Source organism: Paracoccus amoyensis, assembly GCF_014490725.1.
Lineage (GTDB): Bacteria > Pseudomonadota > Alphaproteobacteria > Rhodobacterales > Rhodobacteraceae > Paracoccus > Paracoccus amoyensis.
The window spans coordinates 1-1,415 of record NZ_JACOQL010000017.1 but is presented as its reverse complement, the minus strand read 5'-3'; the positions used below and the strand labels follow the sequence as shown (position 1 = coordinate 1,415).

Here is a 1,415-nt window from a genome sequence, read left to right as displayed (position 1 = left end):
GCATATGTTTCCCGCTCGACATGGCCCATGTGTGGATGCCTCCCGGTATGCAAGGAATTTTTGAACCTATGAGCCTGTGATCGAGTACGGTCATGTGTCAGGCCTCGATATGCGGCCTTTCCCATGCCGCGGGCCGGTATGGTGATGCGTGGATCGGGTCCAGATCACAGTAGCGAGCTCTGGGCGCTCTGGGCCAGCCTGGTTTTCCCGATCCCGATCTGGACGATCATTTGCCCATTCAGGTCCCTGTCTTCCTCACATCCCCGATGTACGGCGGATGATGCTGGTCCGCCCGCTCAGGCGGCGATCATCGCCGGACCCCGGTATTCCTCCTGTTTCGTCATCATGGCCCAAATGCCCCGCGCCATCTTGTTGGCCAACGCGATCGCGACAACGGCTCGCCGCTTTTCCGCCAACATTCGGGCAAGCCAGGAACCTGCAACAGCACCCTTGCGCAGTGCCCATCGCACGATCGCCATCGCACCGATGATGAGCAGCCGGCGAATGTCGCGCTGTCCCATCTTGGACGTTCGACCCAGTCGTTGTTTGCCGCCGGTCGAATTCTGTCGTGGCACCAGCCCCAGCCAGGCCGCAAAGTCGCGTCCGCGCCGAAAGGACTCCATATGTGGCGCGAAGGTTTCAACAGCCATGGCGCAGATAGGCCCCACACCCGGCATGGTGCGCAGGCGACGGGTTATCGCGCCGTGCTTCGACAGGGCGTCGATCTGCTTCGCCATAGCCGCCAGCCGCGCCGAGAACTGACTGATCTGAGTGAGCATGTCCCGACAGATGTCGCGTGCAAGATCGGGCAGGCTGGTGTCCGCGTCCTCAATGATCTCCTCAAGGCGCCGCAGATTGTTTATACCTTGCGGCGCGATATGGCCGAACTCACCCAGATGCGCACGGAGAGCGTTAACCATTTCGGTGCGCTGATTGACGACCTGTTCGCGGGCACGGAACAGGACCGCTCGGGCCTGTTGGTCCTCGCTCTTGACGGTGACAAAGCGCATCGTCGGCCGCAGTGCAGCCTCGACGATTGCTTCCGCATCGGCTGCATCATTCTTCTGTCGCTTCACGAACGGTTTCACGTAGATCGGGGCGATCAGCCGGGCCTCATGGCCAATGCGCGTCATTTCACGTGCCCAGAAATGCGAGCCGCCGCAGGCTTCCATCGCAACGATACAACGCGGCTGTTCCGCCATGAATTGCAGAAGCTGCGGTCGGGTCAGTTTCTTTCGGAACAGGACGGAACCGTCCGCCGCAGCTCCATGCAGGTGAAAGACATTCTTTGCGAGATCGATGCCGATGATGGTAGCTTTCTTCATGGATGCCTCCTTCCATTTCCTTGCGTTTGACACTTCAAGGTCTGGCACATCGCGATGCCGTCGGGGAGGGAGGCATCCACCCCATCACAG

General features: G+C 60.3%; 1 protein-coding gene. It reads right to left on the bottom strand.

Annotated elements, in window-relative coordinates; translation table 11 throughout:
* Nucleotides 1-296: 296 nt before the first annotated feature.
* Nucleotides 297-1,325 carry an IS110 family RNA-guided transposase gene (locus H4P12_RS18550; protein ID WP_187795108.1) on the bottom strand — a complete coding sequence of 343 codons (1,029 nt, stop codon included), beginning with the start codon at nt 1,323-1,325 and terminating at the stop codon, nt 297-299.
* Nucleotides 1,326-1,415: the final 90 nt, after the last annotated feature.

Coding starts and splice junctions, on each gene's coding strand:
- H4P12_RS18550 (WP_187795108.1), bottom strand. CDS start 1,325: ATGAAGAAAGCTACCATCATCGGCATCGATCTCGCAAAGAATGTCTTT.